A 3,528-nucleotide genomic window follows, 5' to 3' on the forward strand; every position below is an offset into this window, starting at 1 on the left:
CATCGGCGAGGAGTACGGCCACGCCCCCGGCCAGGCGCACTCCGACTACACCTGGATCATCGACCCCATCGACGGGACGAAGGCGTTCATCTGCGGCGTGCCCTTCTACAGCGTCCTGCTGGCGCTGGTGCGCGACCGCGAGCCGCTGCTGGGGGTGATCTATCTCCCGGCGCTGAACGAGATGGTTTACGCGGCGCGGGGGCGCGGCTGCTTCTGGAACGGCAGGCCGGCGCGGGTGTCGGCTGTGTCGGAGCTGTCGGAGGCGGTGCTGCTGGCCAGCGACCTGGACACGTTCCGCCGCTACGACCGGCAGGCGGCGTTCGACCGGCTCATCGACGCGACGTGGTACCAACGCACCTGGGGCGACGCCTACGGCTACGCTCTGGTCGCCACCGGCCGGGCGGAGGTGATGCTCGACCCGGCCATGGCCCTGTGGGATTGCGGGCCGTTGCAAGTCATCCTGGAGGAGGCCGGTGGGACGTTCACCAATTGGCAGGGCGAGCCGACCATCTACGGCCATGAGGCCATCGCCACGAATGGGGTGTTGTTCGAGACGGTGATGGGGGTGGTAAAAGAGGCGGGGGAGCGGGGGAGCGGGGGAACAGGGGGACCGTAGCGCCCCCGCCCCCCTGCTCCCCCGCGCTTCAGACATTGGCAGCCCACCGGCTATAGGGTATAATTCAAGCCGTCACGGAGAGGTCGCATAGTCTGGCCTAGTGCGCACGATTGGAAATCGTGTACCTCGCAAGGGGTCGCGGGTTCGAATCCCGCCCTCTCCGCCTGAATGAATCAACCACGGATTTTCACGGATAAGACGGATTCTACGGATTGAACCAAGTTCAATCCGTTTCATCCGTTAAATCCGTGAAAATCCGTGGTTAATTTATTGCGCCACCGCCGACGGTTGCAGCGCCTCGGCCACAAGCTCCGCCACGTCGCGCACCTGCATGGGCGCGCCCTGCTCGCGGTTGGCGTCGCTCATCATCGTGTTGCAGAACGGGCAGCCCACGGCCAGCACGGCCGCGCCCGTCGCCCTGGCCTCGCGGAAGCGGTTGACGTTGACCGTCTCCGTGCCGTGCTCCTCTTCCTTCCAGTACTGCGCCCCGCCCGCGCCGCAGCAGAACGAATCCTTGCCGCTGCGGGGCATCTCCAGCAGCGTCAGCCCGGCCGCGGCCAGCGCCGTCCGCGGCTCGGCCAGCACGCCGTTGTGGCGGCCCAGGTAGCACGGGTCGTGGAAGGTGGCCTGCTCCAGCATCTTGCCGTTCAGCCGCAGCTTGCCCCGCCCCACCAGATCGGCGATGAGTTGCGTGTGGTGGAAGACCTCGTAATGGCCGCCCATCTCGCCGTACTCCTTGCCGATGGTCGTGAAGCAGTGGGGGCAGCTGGTGACGATGCGCCGCTCGTTGGCCCTGGCGGCGTTGAGCGTCTCGATGTTGGCCTCGGCCATGGCCTGGAAGAGCGGCTCGTTGCCCGCCCGCCGGGCGCTGTCGCCGGTGCACGTCTCGTCGTCGCCCAGCGTGGCGAAGCTGACGCCCGCTTCGTGCAGGATGGTCGCCACGGCGCGCACCGTCTTCTGGGCGTCGGGGTTGAACGCCCCGGCGCAGCCGACCCACAGTAGGTACTCGTAGTCTGGGTTCTCCTCGACTGTTGGCACCTCGAACGGCAGCGGCGCGGCCCACTCCATGCGGCTCTGCTGCGCCTGCCACGGGTTGCCCATGCGCTCCATGCCGCGGAAAGCGGCCGTCAGTTGGTCGGGGAACTCGCTCTGCATCATCACCAGGTCGCGCCGAATCTCCATGATGTCGAGCATGGGCACGTTGCCGACGGGGCAGATCTCGATGCAGTGGCCGCAAGCGGTGCAGGCCCAGACCGCGCTCTCGCTGATGGCGTAGTCGAGCAGAGGCACACCGTTGGTCGCCCCGGCGGCCAGCGGGCCCATGTGCTCGCGGATGTAGTAGCGCTTGTTGATCTCCAGCGCCGCCGGCGACAACTCCTTGCCGGTGTTATAGGCCGGGCAGACCTGCTGGCAGCGGTTGCACATGATGCAGGCGAAGGCGTCGAGGATGTGCTTCTGGGGCAAGTCGTCCAGGTCGTTGGCCCCGAACTGCTCGATGGTCTCGTCGTCCAGGTTCAGCTTCTTCATCTGCCCCAGATAGGTGCGCTCCGGGCCGGTCATGAAGTTGAGCGGCCCCATGAACAGGTGGGCGTGCTTGGTGTAGGGGAAGTAGGGCAGGAACAGGAAAATGAGGCCCAGGGCGATCCACCAGAAGGCGTGGAAGCCGAAGGTCAGCGCCTCCGGCGACATACCGCCCAGGAACGTGCCGGCGATGAAGTCAGCCACCGGCTGCCACGGGTCTGGCCCTTCCAGCCCAATCTTGAACGCCGCGCTCAGCAGCCGCGAGCCGACGTGGAACAGGATGAACAGGCCGACGATGAGCGAATCGACGGCGATGCCCCCCTGCCGGACGCGATCCATCAGCTTCACGTTGTCGCGGATCTTCAGCGCCGCGTCTTGCGCGGCGAAGCGGCGCAGCAGGAAGTAGACCACGCCGATCAGTACCGCCGCCGCGAACAGGTCGGCCGCCAGCCGGAACAGGTGGCCGATGATGTGGTCGTGCAGGAAGGTGAAGCCGGGAACCAGCCCCTCCAGGATGTCGATGACGTTGACCAGGCCGTAGAAGATGAAGCCGAAGGCCACGCCGTAGTGGAACAGTGACGTGATCTTGCGGTGGCGGATGATGCGCCCCTGGGTGATGAGGGCGATGGCGCCGGCGATGACCCGGCGCGGCAGTTCATTGAGGGCCAGCGCGCCCTGGCCGCGGCCGATGACGCGGGCCATCTGGGCGAAGGTGTTGGCGACGGCCGCCAGACAGATGGCGACCAGCAGCAGGAACATGATCCGTTCGAATGTTGATAGCATGTTCTGTTCCTCTTCCCTACTTACTCCATGATGTCGTCGTTGGCGGGATGGGGAGAAGGGAGCCAACGGCGCGTGCTATGCCACATTGTACCGTATTTTTTGACGCACTGCATTATATTCGAAAGGTGGAGCGCAAGTACGACTGTAAGCGTCATTGCCTATCATAAGTCTATCTAATAATAAGAATTAGAAAATCTAGCATTTTTATCTAGGTATTGACGTAAATAGATTGAGATGATATGCTTTCCCTTGATCAATATTACCCACCGATAGGGAGCACACATACTTGGCTATAAACTCGTAGCTAAATCAAGCAAAAACTCTCATATCATCGCCCCATCCCCTACATCGTTGCGCCGGACCGTCCAGCCATAGCCGAACGATGGCTATCAGACGGGCTACCGGTTCGTAATCCGACTGGCGCGGTCGCGAGTTGTCGCGCCGCGCCGGTCTATAAGCGCGCAGCCGCGGCCCGATCAACACCGCGGCTGGAAGCGCGCATCGAACCCGTGTACTGTGTAGAGAAGGAGCATTATGAGCACAATTCGATCTAAGCTCTCGCGAAAACAATGGCTCATTATCGGCCTGACGGCGCTATTAGCCATCAC

General features: G+C 63.6%; 2 protein-coding genes and 1 tRNA gene. 2 read left to right on the forward strand and 1 reads right to left on the reverse strand.

Annotated features, from left to right (window positions below):
* Together ACE3UY_RS14300 and ACE3UY_RS14305 are read left to right on the forward strand one after the other, a co-directional pair.
* Positions 1-616, forward strand: a 616-nt coding sequence (locus ACE3UY_RS14300; RefSeq protein WP_374688185.1) for an inositol monophosphatase family protein, incomplete at its 5' end; no start/stop codon positions are given.
* Positions 617-692: 76 nt separating this feature from the next.
* A tRNA-Ser gene (locus ACE3UY_RS14305) sits at positions 693-779 on the forward strand.
* Between the two features lie 104 nt (positions 780-883).
* Here ACE3UY_RS14305 and ACE3UY_RS14310 read toward each other — a convergent pair.
* Positions 884-2,920, reverse strand: a complete 2,037-nt coding sequence (locus ACE3UY_RS14310; protein ID WP_374688186.1) for a heterodisulfide reductase-related iron-sulfur binding cluster — start codon at positions 2,918-2,920, stop codon at positions 884-886.
* Positions 2,921-3,528: the final 608 nt, after the last annotated feature.

Origin of the sequence: Promineifilum sp. (SeqCode), from assembly GCF_041918635.1 — a bacterium.
Classification (GTDB): Bacteria; Chloroflexota; Anaerolineae; order Promineifilales; family Promineifilaceae; genus Promineifilum.